The sequence below is a fragment of the Bradyrhizobium sp. Ash2021 genome, assembly GCF_031202265.1.
GTDB lineage: Bacteria > Pseudomonadota > Alphaproteobacteria > Rhizobiales > Xanthobacteraceae > Bradyrhizobium.
This window is the reverse complement of record NZ_CP100604.1, coordinates 7,098,619-7,112,707: the sequence shown is the minus strand read 5'-3', so window position 1 is coordinate 7,112,707 and position 14,089 is coordinate 7,098,619. Positions and strand designations below refer to the sequence as shown.

Here is a 14,089-nt window from a genome sequence, read left to right as displayed (position 1 = left end):
TGCGCCAAGGACATCCAGAGGTCGCCCGGGACCGAAGAGCCGAGGGGCCGGCTTCCATGAGAAGAGAGACTCTCGCCGTCCACGGCGGCTACGAAGTCGAGCCGACCACCAAGGCCGTCGCCGTGCCGATCTACCAGACGGCCTCGTACGCCTTCGACAGCGCCGACCATGGAGCCGCGCTCTTCAATCTCGAAGTGGATGGCTTCCGCTACACCCGGATCGGTAATCCAACCAATGCGGTGCTGGAGAAGCGGGTCGCCGCCCTGGAAGGAGGCATCGAGGCGATGAGCGTGGCGTGCGGCCAGGCCGCGGTGAACTATTCGGTGATCAACATCGCGGAGATGGGCACCAACATCGTATCGGTCCCGCAGCTCTACGGCACCACGCATACGCTGTTCGCGCACATCCTACCGAGGCAGGGGATCACGGTCCGGTTCTCGGAAGACGACCGGCCGGAAAGCATGGAAAGACTGATCGACGACGATACGCGCGCGGTGTTCTGCGAGAGCGTCGGAAATCCGGCTGGAAACGTCTGCGACATCGAAGCGATGGCCGAGGTCGCCCACAGGCACGGCGTGCCGCTGATCGTCGACAACACGGTGCCTACCCCGATCCTGCTCAGACCGATCGAATACGGCGCGGACATCGTGGTGGAGTCGCTGACGAAGTTCATGGGCGGGCACGGCACCACGCTCGGCGGAATCATCGTCGATAGCGGCAGGTTCCCATGGGCGGAGCATCGCCTGCGCTTTCCGATGATGAACGAGCCGGAGAAATCGTACCACGGGCTGGTCTTCACCGAGCGTTACGGGGCCGCCGCCTACATCGCGCGCTGCCGCGCCGTCTCCCAGAGGACCACCGGCTCCATCCTGGCACCCTTTAACGCCTTCCTGCTGCTCCAGGGCATCGAGACCGTCGCGGTGCGGATCGAGCGGCACGTCGAGAATGCCGGGGAGGTCGCCCGGTTTCTGCGCGACGACCGCCGCGTCGGATGGGTCAACTACGCGGGCTTCCACGATAGCCCCTATCACGCGCTGACGCAGAAGTATCTGGGCGGCCGCGCGTGTTCGTTGCTGACCTTCGGCGTGGCTGCAGGGTTCGAGGCCGGCAAGCGGTTCTACGACGCGCTGAAATTGTTCAAACGGCTGGTCAACATTGGGGACGCGAAATCGCTCGCCTGCCACCCCGCATCGACCACGCACCGGCAAATGTCGCCCGAGGAGCAGGAAAGGGCCGGCGTGCGGCCCGAGATGATCAGGCTGAGCGTCGGTATCGAGCACGTCGACGACATCATCGCCGACCTCGATCAGGCGCTCCATGCCGCAGATTGAATGCAGGTCAACCATGAAGGCATTCCGATGCCTGTCCTAATCGACATAGACTCGTACGACCACCACCTCTTCTCGAGAGCGCGGAACGGAAGTGGCGCCGCGTCACCGAGAAACCGGGAGGAGTGCCTCGATATCGGGCTGATCAACAACATGTCGGATTCCGCCTTGATGTCCACCGAGCGCCAGCTGTTCGACCTGCTCGGCGCCGCGGCCGGAGGGCTCTTCGTCAGGCTGCATTTCTACACGATGGAGACGACGCCCCGCTCGGACTGGGGGCGCGATTACGTGCGTCGATACTACCGCGGCACCGACGATCTGCTGAACACGAGCCTGGACGGTGTGATCGTGACCGGCGCCGAACCGAGAGCCGCCAGCCTGACGGAAGAACCATATTGGACCACTTTCGTCCGAATCATCGACTGGGCCAGGGAGAATACCGTGTCATCGGTGTATTCCTGTCTGGCCGTCCATGGGGCCGTCCTGCACATGGACGGCGTGGCGCGCCACAAGCTGCCTGCCAAATGCATCGGTGTCTTTGCTCAAACGAAGACGAGAGATCATCCCTTGATGCGCGACGTTCCGGCGACCTTCAGAACACCGCACGCCCGCTGGAACGAGGTGCAGGAGAGGGCTCTCGAGAGCTGCGGATATTCCGTCCTCACCAGATCGGTGGCGGCCGGCGTCGACTGCTTCGTCAAGCAGCAGAAGAAGAGCCTTTTCGTCCATTTCCAGGGCCATCCGGAATACGAAACCAATACCCTGTTGGGCGAATACAGAAGGGACATGGGTCGCTTCCTCCGAGCGGAGAGCGAAGTCTGTCCGACGATACCGACAGGCTATTTCAACACGGAGGCGGAAGAGCTCCTGACGGCCTTTCGGCGGAAAGCCCTTACGGACAGAAGTCCGGAGTTGTTCGCCGATTTTCCGGCCGATCAAGCGGCAAAGGATCTGAGAAACGCCTGGCATCCGGCGGCCAGGCGCTTGTACCGCAACTGGCTGTTGTACATGGCGTCACAGCGAGCCGGACGCTCAAAGCCGCCAGCCTTCAACGGAAGGTACCAAACGAGGCCCGGGCGGGCCGTGGCGTAGACAACGCGGACGCCCGTCGGCGTTCCGCTGTTGATCTACACCGCACGGGGACGATGGCGGCGGGAACCTTGGCATCCAAAACGCCTCGGTCCCGTCGGACGCTTCTGCACGAACGCCCCGCAAGATTCCCGGGGTTAGCTCACCAAGCCCAGCGCGTTAGGTTCAAATTGAGGAAAAATACGGTGGAACAACAACATTCCGGAAGCATCACCGTCAACGTCGCGAGCGCAAGGCAGTTTCGGATTCCTCCGGGGCCGACCGAGTCATACAGTTCAGCGGAAGATCTCTTTTGCTGGATAATCGAAAATTTTGGTCTCTATGGAGACATCTACCGAGCTTCAGTTGTAGGAACCGAGGTGTACGTGATCAGTGCTCCGGAATATTGCGAGCGGATTCTCCGCTTGAATTGGCAAAATTATGCGAGAAAGGGTCAAGTCGTTAAGCGCATTGCGTTGCTGCTCGGTAACGGACTTATAGCGAGCAACGGCGAGTTCTGGGCAAACCAGCGGCGCATGATGCAGCCGGCTTTCTCCAAAAACTCGATTAGTGGCATGGTCGAGATGATTGCCAGTATTAATAACGAACTGCTCGATAAATGGAGGCAAGCCGCCAAGCGCCACGAAGCGGTCAACGTCACGCGCGACGTCAGTTCAATGGTCCTAAAGATTACGTTGGTTGCGATTTTTGGTGACGACTACAACGTGGTCGCGCCCCATTTCAATGTGCTCGCCGAAGAATCTGCGCGAAACCTTGAATTTGCCCGATCATTCAGTCCCTTGAGAAAAATCATCCTCGAAGTCATTGCACAAAGGCGGCGAGACAATAGAGCGGCGGCGACAGATATTCTCGGTAAGCTAATGCAGGCGCGCGATCGGGAACGCGGGCAACCTATGCCTGACGCACAGCTGTCCAAGGAGGTGATGACGCTGGTGGTCGCCGGCCATGAGACTTCTGCCGGCCTGCTGAACTGGCTATGGTATCTTCTGTCCCAACACCCCAGGTCGCGAGACAAGCTTTCCGCTGAACTCGATCGTTTGCCTTGGCCGGCAGTTCCCACCATGGATTCCTTTCCGAAGTACGCTTACACTCGGAAAGTTATCGATGAGGCCCTTCGGCTTTATCCTCCGCTTTGGCTTATGACACGCAAAGCAATCAATGATGATCATCTGGGCGAATTTTTTGTGCCTGCAGGAACGGAAATCTATATCTCGCCTTACCTTATTCAACGCAGCCCGCAGCTGTGGGAGGAGCCAGACGACTTTGATCCCGATCGGATGAGTCCGAGCGGCAGCTACGATCGGCACGAATTGGCGATGTGCCCGTTTGGCGCCGGCCCGCGTAACTGCATAGGTGAGCAATTCGCTCGGCTCGAGATTCAGATCCATCTCATTATGTTCGCCAAGGAGCTAGTGCTGCGCTACGACGAACAGAAACTGCCGGAAATCTCAACCGGCATGAATTTGCTCAGCAAGCATGATATTATCATGCGCCCGGAGATTAGAGGACAATAGAATAGTGTGTTGCGACGCAAGGCATTCTAGATGATAGTTGCCGGAAAGGGCCAAAGCCCTCAGACGCCGATGCCGAACAGCGATATCTCCGTATAAGCTAAATCTCCCAACCGTGGCCGATCCGATCCGCAGAAAAACCTATTGGCTTTTCCTGCGAAGTATTTACCAACCAGCCCCTGAACTGGGTCGTTCGCGTCGAGCACCACCAAAAAACGCCCAGTATGCCGGGCAAGAAACAAACCTATCGGCCGCGCAAAACGTACAAAGTCATCCACATTGCGGCAATAGACAAGCTGCTGCGCACATGAAACCTTCTTCAACTTTCGGCTTCGAAATACAAAAGGATGCGCGCCTTGAGGCGTAATGCACCACAGACTAGTGCATCCGCAATCTGCGTGCTCAAGCAGTAGATCGCGATCGTGTGGATCTAAAGAAACATCCAGTTTGGTATGCACATCGACGACGCTGACAGGTGCGTCCTTGGGAGCTCGACTGAACAAGGGGATTGAAACAAAGATTCCATCGCAATATCTGACGTAGCTCAAAGCTTCGATTATGCGAAACGTATGTTCGGCCGGCGTAAGGTTAAGTATCGTGGCGTCCCTGATGCTGGAGGCTTTTCTTATTAGCAGTGGCGCATACATCCTAAATGCCGGATCGACATACAAGCCGGACCCGCCGCAACGGATCTTGGCTTTGCCATTCTCCCAAATTGTCGAAAATATTAAGAGCAAAATACCAACAAGCTCGCCGTCACTGTCGATGACGTATCCAAACCGTGGCAATTCTCCTGCGTGCAGCGGTCGAAGCCTCAAATAGGAGAAAATATGCTCCCAAAAACTGCGAGGGCGGGCGGGGCCGTCGGCCCCCCCTGGCCCATATCCGCGGGTCAGCAGATTTATGGCCGCCGGGATGTCGGCGTCAGTTATGAGTCGGACTTTGATGCGGGGCAACGCCTACCTATAAACTGCCAAATCGAGTTGTGTGGATGGTCGTACGCTTGTTGACCATGCTCGGGTGCGGTTCGCACTGCAATTTCAATTTTCGGATTCAAGAGCACGGCGCACTCGAATTCCAGCACGCCAGGGCCTCACAAGCACTTCCAGCGAATCTTGCCGGTACTCTTTCGCCAGTAGATGCGGAACTTGACGTCGGCATGTCATGTCATCATCATCGACGCGCGACGATACCTGACCACAGCTCCGGTCGGTAGCTCCACTTCGGAGGTACCTCGCTCGGAAGCGCGGGCCTTCCGACATCCACCTTTGCGCCCCCGACTACGCAAGTGCGGTCGGTTAGACTGTGGCATAGAATCCACGCTGCATCTCGACCCGGTTCGGGTCGTACAGCCATCAAAGGGAGGCGTTGGGCCATGAACGTACAGGAAGTCCAACTCCCGGCACTTCACCGCGGAGCCTTCCGTTAAGGGCCAACGGTTTTGAGGGTTGGAAACGTCAGGAGGCCGTCATGATTTTCAACAGCAAGCCCGTCACCCATTCGCGGACATGGACATTCTTCCAAGGCCAGTGGCACGAGGGCAACGTGCCGATCATGGGGCCACGCACCCATGGGCTCTGGCTCGGCTCGACGGTGTTCGATGGTGCACGCGCCTTCGAAGGCGTTACGCCCGATCTCGACCGCCATTGCGCCCGCGTCAATCAATCCGCGCTCAACTTCGGGCTCAAGCCAATCGTCGATCTCGACACATGGCTGGGTCTGGCGCGCGAAGGCATCGCGCGGTTCCCGGCCAATGCCGAGCTCTACATCCGTCCCATGTATTGGCCGCAGAATGGCGTCGGCGGCGGCGTGCTCTTCGATCCGGAAACGATGGACTGGTGCCTTTGTATCTACGAAGCGCCGTTGCCGAAGCCTGTCGGCAGCGCGATCACGCTGTCGCCGTTCCGCAGGCCGACCGCCGAATGCGCGCCGGTCGATGCCAAGGCCGCCTGTCTATACCCGAACTGTTCGCGTGCGCTGATCGAGGCCGCCTCGCGTGGTTTCCAGAACTGCCTGATGCTGGACATGCTCGGCAACGTCGCCGAGTTCGGCAATGCCAACGTGTTCATGGCGAAAGATGGTGCCGTCTATACGCCGGCGCCGAACGGTACCTTCCTGAACGGCATCACCCGGCAGCGGGTGATCGAACTCTTGCGCGGCGAAGGCGTCACCGTGGTAGAGGCGACACTGCGCTATGCCGATTTCCTCGCCGCGGACGAGATCTTTTCGACCGGCAATTTCGCCAAGGTCGCGCCGGTGATCCGGATCGACGACCGGCAGCTCACGCCCGGGCCTTTCTATGCGCGTGCGCGGAGGCTGTATTGGGATTTCGCGCACGCGGTGAAGCTTGCGGCGTGATGGTGATGAACCTCCAACCGAGATTGTGTCGCATGGCTTTTCGGGTCGCCGATCTAATCGTGGATTCTCTGATTGCGCACGGCGTCGACCGGGCATTTAGCGTGCCCGGCGAAAGCTTTCTTGCGCTCCTCGACGCTCTGTATGAACGCGACGAGATCGATCTCGTGACTTGCCGCCACGAGGGAAGCGCGAGCCTTGCCGCAGTTGCCGACGCCAAGCTCACCGGCAGGGCGGGCGTTGTGATGGTAAGCCGCGGACCGGGCGCATCCAACGCGGCGCTTGGCCTGCATGTGGCTTCCCAGGAGGCCATACCCCTCGTATTGCTGGTTGGTCAGGTTGACACGCCGAACCTGAATCGTGACGCAGTGCAGGAGATCGACACCGGGCGGGCGTTCAGCGGCCTCATTAAGTGGTCCACCAGAATAGATTCAGCGGCCCAGGTGCCCGAGATGATGGCGCGCGCATTTTCCGTGGCGCTTGGCGGCACGCCCGGGCCGGTTGTGATCGAGCTTCCTCAAGACGTTCTCGAGATGGAGGCCGGTCTGCTCTCCGCCAGGGTTCACGGCGTTGCGCGAGCCGAGCCCAGTCGCGCCGCCGTGGAGCAGGCAGCCGCCTTGGTTGGCGAGGCGGAGAGGCCGATTCTGCTTGTCGGAGGACAGTGTCGAACTGCGGAATTTCGCGAGGATCTGATTGCGGTGAGCGAGCGCTGGAATGTGCCGGTCGCGGCCACCTTCAAGATGCAAGATCAGTTTCCGAACGATCACCGGCTCTGGATCGGGCAGCTTGGCTTCTTTACTTCGCCAGCGCATGTTGAACTCTTTGAGCGAGCGGACCTGATCGTTGCGATCGGAACGCGGCTCGGCGACTTGTCGTCTCTGGGATTTCGGTTTCCGCGACAATCGCCGACGCCTCAGCCTCTGGTTCACGTCTACCCCGATCCGAATGCGATCGGGACTCACTTCCATACGGATGTTCCGATCGTCGCGTCGGCGCATCCCTTCCTGATATCCTGGCTCGACGTGCCGGTCGTCTCACGCGAGTGCGCGGGGTGGATCGAAGCCGTGTCGAAAGCTCGGGAGGCAGTGCACGCATGGCCCGAGCAGCGCATCCCCAGCGCGGATGTCCTGGGGCATGCGGTTGCGGCCATCGCAAAGCGTTTCCCGGCAGATGGTATCGTGACGACCGACTCCGGCAACTTCGCCGCCTGGGTACACCGTATATTCCGCTTCAAGCCGTCGGCCCGACTGCTCGGCTCGGCCTGCGGCGCGATGGGCAGTGGCGTTCCTTCTGCATTGAGCGCGAGCCTTCGTCATCCGAATCGTCAGGTAATCGCGTTTTGCGGAGACGGCGGTTTCCTGATGACCGGGAACGAGTTGGCAACCGCCGTTGCCCGCCGGCTCAATATCAAGATCGTCATCTCCAACAACCGGTCGTACGGGACCATCCGTTCGCATCAGGAAAAAGCATTTCCGAAACGTCCCTGGGGTACGGACCTGTCCAACCCTGACTTTGCGGCCCTTGCCCGCGCATTCGGCGCGCAGGGCTATACGATCACGAACGCCGCGCAAGCGGCCGATATCGTTGCGGACGCAATGTCGGCGAAGGGCCCCGCGGTGGTCGAAGTTCGATCTGATGTACGCCAAACACTCGATCGATCCCTCGCTGCGGCGTCGGGCTGATGCCTCAGAGCGCTCTGATGGTCTGAACTTTCACCGGTGAAGCATGAACGCGCCGGCAGTCATCGATTTGAAGCAAGCTTCCTCGTGAATTGGAACCGTCCGTTTAAAAAAGCCGCGAGCGTTTCTTCGCGTCGCGGTTTGTCGGCAATGGTTTCCGGTTCCAGGATTCGCCTCGGTCGCGCGTTCCTCAACGCTCGCCAGGCCTAGGCGATCAGTTCAAATCGGAAAATAATGCGTGAAGGAAACTTGAGCAGTTCATGGCTTCGATCGGACTCGATCCCCTGCAGCCTAACCCAAAAGGGGTACCCCCCATGTGAGTTATAGGATTCCCATCGGCGGAGCGCAGAATGAACGGGCGGTATGCCACTGGATCGGCCTGAGCGATTATTTTCTCAGTGATAAGAATTATTGCCGAAGATGGGCCGAAAGCGACTACAAAGTGAGGCCTCAATTTGCGCCTCTCAGGTGTGGAACATGCGGTTTGAAGAAAGAAACATCGGGCTCTTAGGACAATTCGTTCGTTTCAGCGCAATTGGTTTTGCATTGACCTTGGTGATACTGACGATCGTACCGGCCGCGGAACGGCCCGAGACCGGTCTCCAGCACGATGTTGAACATTTCGGAGCATTCTCGCTGCTCGGCCTCCTGTTCGCTTTCGGATTCCGGGCCGAAGCAAGGTCCATGCTGCTTGGTTCAATAGCATTCGCGGCATTCATTGAAGGCACGCAGATCCCGCTGCAGACGCGGCATGCTCGCCTGGAGGATTTTCTGGTCGATGCGGCGGGACTTTGCGTGGGTATCTTAATCGCACGGCTGGTCTCGCGAAGTTACCTCCGGCTGTCTTTGACAAAGGATGGTTTTCGAGCGCCCGTTGAGTAAGCCATCACCTCTCGTTTGATCCTGGAGTCGTCGGTCTGACATGCGAATAACAATGGTCGGCACTGGCTACGTTGGCCTCGTATCCGGCACCGCAACGATCCTTGGTGCCAGGCTCGACTCTAAGTTACTGTCTTCTCACGAAGATCTCGTTTGGGTTCGTTCTGCCGAATATTGCCCCTATCGCGGGCGGACCTCCTTCTCAACGATGTTTTTTCTCAGCTTTGAATCCGAGCGCTGCGAGTAGCGTTCCAGCGCCGCGAGGCGTCGAATCGCCGTATGCAGCGCATCGAGGTCCTGGGATCTCGACAAAATATCAACCTCGTTGAGAGCCTTGGCGCGTTCAACCTCGATCTGGCGGAGACGCTGACACATCGCATCAACGGACGAGTCATCGGTGGATGCATCGCCGTCGGTGCTAGCAATAGTAGCCACGGCCAAGCCATGGCGAAGCGCGTTCATCCTCGAACGCGCTTTGCCTTCCTGACTGCGTGGGCCACGACTTTTCGCGCCATTGCGCCTGTTCGCCGCGATCTGCCGTTGCGATGCCATTTGCTTACTTCATCGATGCTTGCGACTGGTCGGACTTGTTGGCAGCGATGGCCTTCTCTGCTGCCAAGCGCAGTGCCCGGGCGCTGGCTTTGGAGGTCCTCTCCAGATCGTCCAGAAACTTATCCAGACGCTTCTGTGCCGACACGACCAGGCGCTCGATGGTGGCCAAAGCCGGCAATGCGAGTTGGAATGCTTCGACCTCCAGGGCATCGGGTGGGTAGCCGGCGTTCTCAATCACTCTCATCATGGCCGGCCGGGAGGCGGGGTCCTTGAACCACGGCGCCGCGAGCTCACGTGCCTCCGATTGCGCAACCACCTCAGAGATGCCCATCTTCGACGCCGTGCGCACTTTGATTTTGCGGAGCAGGGACTCCAATGCCGGTCGCTGGTGGCTGCGCAGCACTCCGATTTTCATCTGCTGGTAGCGCAGGATGTCCCAAGTCAACACCGTGGCTTGATGCACCGCCAAATAGTCGCGGGAGGTCTGGGGCTTGCCATATTCCGCGAGGCTGTCAAACAGCTGGATGAATTCCTTCGCGTTCTCGTGTGGCAGCAATTGCGGGGTATCGAGATGACGCTGCAGGACATCCAGCGGATAGCTCTTCTTGTCTCGGGCAGATTTATTGTCGCTCATGGTTGGGGCCTCTATGCCGGCACAGAATTGTGCTGGGTATCGAGGAACAGGAGCGGAATGGATTCTGCGAGAGTCCGGTTGTGGGAACAATCGGGTAATGTGGAAAAAATCGAGTGGCGTGCTGCGGATCTAGCTGGCCTTCGGGAAATCGGCAGTTATCAGGCGCACGATCGTCTCGGTGGTCACCGGCGCAAGTCGTTGTTCGCCGAGGTATGCTCGCAGCGGTTTCAAAACCAGCTCAAAAAAATCGTAGACCGGACCGCCTTCCACGTAGACCAACTTGCCCTGGCGCATGACCGGCTCGCGGCGCCGGCGAACCGGCTGCCCGCTCCTGCGAAAGATGTCGCCCAATCGGTCTGCAAGAATTCGATCAGCGCGATTGTGCTTCCGGCCAGCCTTCCGCGTTTTCTGAAGGGAAACGATGGCGGCGCCTGCTGCCTTCGCGATATTCACGTCGGTCGGTTGTTCGATTTCTCCCGGAAAGGCCGCAACCTGGTCTCCCCAAACGTCTCGCCAATGCGTCCCTGGGGGCTCGTCGTCGCGCTGATAGTCGCACGCAATTGCCCACTCGACTGGTGCCGGAAGCTCGCGAGTGAAGAACAGGCCGGGGTTTTTCGAGACTGTCAGAAGGGTAGCGGCGAGTACACCGGCTGGCATGGCGGCCGACGCCGCCGCTGCCACCGTCAGCGCGCTGGCTATTTGACGTAATTCCTCTTGTTCATCTGTCGTTGGAATCGCGTCTGAGTTCTCTTCCGGGGGCGGCAGGTCGTGTTCGGTGTAGAATCCGAGAGCTGTCAAGATGGACCCGCGATCCCGGCACAGTTCCAGATACATCTGATCGAACGCGGCTCCCCACGGAGAGTCGGGTCCCATCAACTGGGCATTGGAAAGAGTTGGCATCAACGCTCCATCAGAATTGACAACCATATCGACCGAAGTTTTTTGCAAACCAAGTCATAATAGTGAATTCGTGTTCACTTATCCCCTGTCATTACAGTCCGGCCATACCGACTTATCGAATCCGCACGGAACTCTTCTTGGCGGAGGCCTTGAGCGGCGAATCTGGCGCCAGCGGTGACGTTCACCAACGGCATCCATAGGGTGACCGCACCGGCAGTGCGCAGGCGGTGACACTGACATCTGAGGACCTGACGACGCTGACCGGCGGCACGATCAACGTGAGTGCGATCGACGGCGTGCATACCGCAAACATCGTCATCCTGGGGCAATATTCGGGGGCCGGCTTCACTACGTCGGTAGACAATGGCGGAGGAACGATGGTCACCTACCACGATCCGCATGCTATCGCTTAAGGAGCGGTCACGGCAAAAGGGGCAGCGCGAGCAGCCCCTTTTGATTGTCAGGATTGCCGCTGTGGTTACCTTAGGCAACGCGGAAGCAGGGTTGATAGATTAGAATAATTGAGCCGCTCCTATTTCCGCTACGTGCTCCTCGGGGCCGTGCCGTCCGACCGTGTACGCAACCAGAGCCGCTGCGCCATCGACATTGGATCGAGACTCAGCTGCTGCCACCACATGCGTTCGTCGCCGTATCGGTGGAGCTCGTGATGGTGAAGTCTGCAAAGCGGCACAGTGAACTCGTCGCTTACTTTACGTCCCATGGCGCGCTGCTGAGCGAACTTAAGATGGTGTGCATCCGAGGGGCTGCGACCGCAGGCGAGGCAGGGCTGGGTGCTCACGAACTTCAGATGATGGCGGTCGCGCAACCGAAGAGGTTTGCTAATCGGGGTGACGAGCTGCGTAGGCGCCTGCGAAGTTGCGCCGACGACGGATGCATTTTGCTGCGTTGCGCCGCGCTTAGGCACGCGATCGTCGTTGAGCTTTGCCGGAATTGACGTGCGGTCGAAACTGGTGTCGCCGTCTGCAATAGCTGGCTTGCTGTTGCCGTTGGTCTCGGCTTTCGCGCTCACCTCGGGCATATCGAGAGCTGCACCACCGTCGTCGCAGAGCTCGTTGAGCTTTGCGGCAAAAGCGGTCTCGACCTCCTGGGCATCCGATGTGGTGAGCTGGTTTTTGAGTTTCAGAATCCGTTGTGCCCACATCGTCAAAGCGTCGGATTTTGTCAAGGCCTCGAGCTCGGAGGTCAGTTTTTCGCGCAGAGCCAGCGAATGATCAGCAGGCAGGACAACGCGGGGCGGTTTGACCTGTTTGCGTCGGCCGTTGTCGGACGCCGTTGGCGCAGGTGGGACGGGCGCAGAAACCGCACTATTCGGCGGCAGGTTTAATCTTGCCGCTGCGGCGATTTGCTCCTGACCAGACTCGTCCAACCCGCTAGGACGGGGCACGGCGCCCATCCCACCAAGATCCGGCGCATCGAGGTCATCTTCGCCGGCAATCCCGACCAGCGTGAACAGCGCGTAGCGCCGGGCATAGGTGAGGGCGGCTCCCATCCGATGGGGGGTGGCCGTCTCGCTGACCGGACAGACCGGCCAATCCGAGGAGACCCATTCGCCGGATGAATGCGCGATCGTCGTGGTTAGCCGGATCAGCCCGGCCGCTTCATCGATCGAGGTGGTTTGCACTGTGGCAATCTCGTGCCGGCCGAGGCTCTTGCGTACCAGATCTAATCCACTGGATAGGGACGCGTAGCGGAAGCTGCGGTCGCCTTCGCGCGGGAAGGGGGACCGGATGGTCGCGGTCAGCGACTTCTCAGGATTGGCAAGTTCGATCTGAGCTTTTGCCAACGCGCCTGCAATTGCGCCAATCGATTGGCTAGAGCGCTGCATGACCGACCTCCGCCACCTGGAGGTCAAAGCTGATGGCGCCCGATTTGGAGCGCTTGGCGCGGATGCCATGCCCGATCGCCTCCTTGGCATCCTCCGGCATCAGCTTCTTCAGCTCGACCTTCGCGGCTTCATGATTGAGGAAGGCTCCGCGGGTCTGGCAAAACACGCCAGCGAATTCCGCCCAGGAATTGGATGAGGTCATGTCCACGATCCGGACCGCCTCGATCCGCGGCCTTGGCGTCTCGACACCGAACAGATGAGGGATCTCGCCAGTCTCGACGCAGCGCCAGAACCTCTTTTCCGCGGTGAGCAGGAGATGCTGGTAGAGCGGGTCGGCTGGGATGGTCATCTCGACCCATTTGCCGCCACCGGTGATGATCGAAAGCACCGCGGAGCGGGACTGGATCACCCACATGTTGTGCTGGAGTTGGGCCATGTGCTTCTCGGCGGCTGCTTCTTCCGAGAACGACCACGGCAGCATGAATTTGGCTTCGAAGACTGCTCCCGTGCTCTCGACAACCCCGTCCAGAGTTGCCGCCATCCACGGGATTACCTGGTGCCGGGCGCGTCGCTGGACATCCTTAACGACATGCCCGCTGTTAAGTTCGTACCACCGCCGATTGAGGTCTTCGGTCACGGTCCCAAGTTGGACGATAAGGTTACCCGACAGGTCCTCGGGCTCGGCCTCGCCACGCTTTTCCCGCCACAGCCGTAGCAGTGCGCTTTCGTCGCTTCCCATGATGATCCGGGCATCAGAGCCTCCGATGAAGGAGCGGCGGGTCGAGGACGAGTGTAGGTTGGCAAAGAACTCTGACATTGCAACTCTCCAGCAACTGATTCGATCGGCGGGTGCGCTATCGATACTGAAAGTATCAATTGATATGAAATCAAAGTCAATACTAAAAGTATCGATTCGTCAGATCAAAGCGGCGCGCGCGCTATTAGATTGGTCCCAGGAGCAATTGGCTTTAGCTGCGGACGTATCCATTCCAACCATTAAGCGGCTGGAGGCAAACGATGGTCCCTTAGGGGGCCGCGGAAATACGGTCGAAAAGATTCTAAATTCGATGGAGGCGGCCGGCGTGGAGTTCATCGACGAGAACGGCGGTGGCCCCGGCGTCCGTCTTCGAAAGCCCGCAAAAGAAAAGCCTCGGAAATGAACCGGTCCAGCGCGTGACGGGCCCGGACATCAAGAGTGCCGCCTTGCTCCAGTCATTTGAAACCGCCGGGGTTCGACGCGTGGCAGGGGGCCTCCTTTTGGACAAAGTGGCCCCTGGTAGCTATATTCGATCTATGCGCATGGCGACGCGGTTCGG

General features: G+C 59.2%; 14 protein-coding genes. 8 read left to right on the top strand and 6 right to left on the bottom strand.

All coding sequences use genetic code 11. The features are described from left to right. Window positions 1–56: 56 nt before the first annotated feature. The 3 genes from NL528_RS34280 (at window position 57) to NL528_RS34270 (ending at window position 3,931) form a co-directional block, all read left to right on the top strand. Window positions 57–1,331, top strand: coding sequence for an O-acetylhomoserine aminocarboxypropyltransferase/cysteine synthase (locus NL528_RS34280; RefSeq protein WP_309178789.1), 1,275 nt, complete (start codon window positions 57–59; stop codon window positions 1,329–1,331). Further along, window positions 1,332–2,420, top strand: coding sequence for a homoserine O-succinyltransferase (locus NL528_RS34275; protein ID WP_309178788.1), 1,089 nt, complete (start codon window positions 1,332–1,334; stop codon window positions 2,418–2,420). A 182-nt stretch (window positions 2,421–2,602) separates the two neighbouring features. Beyond that, window positions 2,603–3,931: a cytochrome P450 gene (locus NL528_RS34270; RefSeq protein ID WP_309178787.1), complete on the top strand. Its 1,329-nt coding sequence runs from the start codon at window positions 2,603–2,605 to the stop codon at window positions 3,929–3,931. 59 nt (window positions 3,932–3,990) lie between these two features. On the opposite strand, the gene NL528_RS34265 is transcribed toward NL528_RS34270, so the two are convergent. Next, window positions 3,991–4,884, bottom strand: a complete 894-nt coding sequence (locus tag NL528_RS34265; protein WP_309178786.1) for an acyl-CoA acyltransferase — start codon at window positions 4,882–4,884, stop codon at window positions 3,991–3,993. Window positions 4,885–5,398: 514 nt separating this feature from the next. Between NL528_RS34265 and NL528_RS34260 the strand changes: the two genes are divergently transcribed. From NL528_RS34260 to NL528_RS34250, 3 genes are all read left to right on the top strand, one after another. Then, on the top strand, window positions 5,399–6,286 hold the full coding sequence (locus NL528_RS34260; RefSeq protein WP_309178785.1) for a branched-chain amino acid aminotransferase: 888 nt from the start codon (window positions 5,399–5,401) through the stop codon (window positions 6,284–6,286). Between the two features lie 32 nt (window positions 6,287–6,318). Continuing rightward, entirely contained in the window at window positions 6,319–7,965 is a 1,647-nt protein-coding gene (locus NL528_RS34255; RefSeq protein WP_309178784.1) for a thiamine pyrophosphate-dependent enzyme, read from the top strand. 474 nt (window positions 7,966–8,439) lie between these two features. Then, a complete protein-coding gene (locus NL528_RS34250; RefSeq protein WP_309178783.1) occupies window positions 8,440–8,844 on the top strand; it encodes a VanZ family protein in 405 nt (134 codons plus the stop codon). Window positions 8,845–9,021: 177 nt separating this feature from the next. Here the strand turns inward: NL528_RS34250 and NL528_RS34245 are convergent, their stop codons facing one another. The 3 genes from NL528_RS34245 to NL528_RS34235 form a co-directional block, all read right to left on the bottom strand. Further along, window positions 9,022–9,393: a hypothetical protein gene (locus NL528_RS34245; protein WP_309178782.1), complete on the bottom strand. Its 372-nt coding sequence runs from the start codon at window positions 9,391–9,393 to the stop codon at window positions 9,022–9,024. Window positions 9,394–9,397: 4 nt separating this feature from the next. Further along, complete coding sequence (locus tag NL528_RS34240) at window positions 9,398–10,027, bottom strand: hypothetical protein (protein WP_309178781.1); 630 nt, start codon at window positions 10,025–10,027, stop codon at window positions 9,398–9,400. 129 nt (window positions 10,028–10,156) lie between these two features. Next, window positions 10,157–10,927 carry a hypothetical protein gene (locus NL528_RS34235; protein ID WP_309178780.1) on the bottom strand — a complete coding sequence of 257 codons (771 nt, stop codon included), beginning with the start codon at window positions 10,925–10,927 and terminating at the stop codon, window positions 10,157–10,159. 227 nt (window positions 10,928–11,154) lie between these two features. Between NL528_RS34235 and NL528_RS34230 the strand changes: the two genes are divergently transcribed. Further along, on the top strand, window positions 11,155–11,340 hold the full coding sequence (locus tag NL528_RS34230) for a hypothetical protein (protein ID WP_309178779.1): 186 nt from the start codon (window positions 11,155–11,157) through the stop codon (window positions 11,338–11,340). A gap of 128 nt (window positions 11,341–11,468) precedes the next feature. Here the strand turns inward: NL528_RS34230 and NL528_RS34225 are convergent, their stop codons facing one another. Both NL528_RS34225 and NL528_RS34220 read right to left on the bottom strand, forming a co-directional pair. Continuing rightward, window positions 11,469–12,773, bottom strand: a complete 1,305-nt coding sequence (locus NL528_RS34225; RefSeq protein ID WP_309178778.1) for an ERF family protein — start codon at window positions 12,771–12,773, stop codon at window positions 11,469–11,471. After that, complete coding sequence (locus NL528_RS34220; RefSeq protein ID WP_309178777.1) at window positions 12,760–13,590, bottom strand: YqaJ viral recombinase family protein; 831 nt, start codon at window positions 13,588–13,590, stop codon at window positions 12,760–12,762. Before NL528_RS34220 ends, NL528_RS34225 begins: the two co-directional genes overlap by 14 nt. On the opposite strand from NL528_RS34220, the gene NL528_RS34215 reads away from it, so the two are divergent. After that, the gene (locus tag NL528_RS34215) at window positions 13,571–13,933 is read left to right on the top strand and encodes a helix-turn-helix domain-containing protein (protein WP_309178776.1); all 363 of its coding nucleotides are present in this window, start codon (window positions 13,571–13,573) and stop codon (window positions 13,931–13,933) included. The genes NL528_RS34220 and NL528_RS34215 overlap by 20 nt on opposite strands. Window positions 13,934–14,089 lie beyond the last annotated feature (156 nt).

What these genes read in the sequence shown, in the direction of transcription:
- NL528_RS34275 (WP_309178788.1), top strand. Translation starts at nt 1,332, where the DNA reads ATGCAGGTCAACCATGAAGGCATTCCGATGCCTGTCCTAATCGACATA.
- NL528_RS34225 (WP_309178778.1), bottom strand. Translation starts at nt 12,773, where the DNA reads ATGCAGCGCTCTAGCCAATCGATTGGCGCAATTGCAGGCGCGTTGGCA.
- NL528_RS34245 (WP_309178782.1), bottom strand. Translation starts at nt 9,393, where the DNA reads ATGGCATCGCAACGGCAGATCGCGGCGAACAGGCGCAATGGCGCGAAA.
- NL528_RS34255 (WP_309178784.1), top strand. Translation starts at nt 6,319, where the DNA reads ATGGCTTTTCGGGTCGCCGATCTAATCGTGGATTCTCTGATTGCGCAC.
- NL528_RS34280 (WP_309178789.1), top strand. Translation starts at nt 57, where the DNA reads ATGAGAAGAGAGACTCTCGCCGTCCACGGCGGCTACGAAGTCGAGCCG.
- NL528_RS34240 (WP_309178781.1), bottom strand. Translation starts at nt 10,027, where the DNA reads ATGAGCGACAATAAATCTGCCCGAGACAAGAAGAGCTATCCGCTGGAT.
- NL528_RS34260 (WP_309178785.1), top strand. Translation starts at nt 5,399, where the DNA reads ATGATTTTCAACAGCAAGCCCGTCACCCATTCGCGGACATGGACATTC.
- NL528_RS34220 (WP_309178777.1), bottom strand. Translation starts at nt 13,590, where the DNA reads ATGTCAGAGTTCTTTGCCAACCTACACTCGTCCTCGACCCGCCGCTCC.
- NL528_RS34250 (WP_309178783.1), top strand. Translation starts at nt 8,440, where the DNA reads ATGCGGTTTGAAGAAAGAAACATCGGGCTCTTAGGACAATTCGTTCGT.
- NL528_RS34235 (WP_309178780.1), bottom strand. Translation starts at nt 10,927, where the DNA reads ATGCCAACTCTTTCCAATGCCCAGTTGATGGGACCCGACTCTCCGTGG.